The sequence below is a fragment of the Bacillus sp. JJ1127 genome (genome assembly GCF_036965845.1).
In the GTDB taxonomy this organism is placed as follows: domain Bacteria; phylum Bacillota; class Bacilli; order Bacillales; family Bacillaceae_G; genus Bacillus_A.
In genome coordinates this window covers 16,980-17,333 of sequence record NZ_JBALQK010000209.1, presented here as the reverse complement: position 1 = coordinate 17,333, position 354 = coordinate 16,980, and positions in this window count along the sequence as shown.

Below are 354 nucleotides of genomic sequence, written 5' to 3'. Positions count from 1 at the left end.
GTTTTTACTTCGCATGTGATAGAAAAAGGCACTGACCGCTTCTATGCATGGCCATATGCTCTCTCCCACCTAAAAAGAGGGGTGTTTTGTCGGTTTTTCAATTTTTATGATATATATAACATAAAAATATTTTCTATTCATCTATAAATAATCCCTATTACTATTTTCATAATAACAAAAGAAGGCGGACTCAACATACCTATTCCTATTTTCAAACAGTTGCCCGTCTTATATACGAACAATTCGACTTACTTTGGTATCTCTAAATCATGCGTACTTAAAATTATTGTATATCGAGACTTCTTATAGCATGAGTAAACTCCTCACTCATTTCACTATCTATATAAATCCATT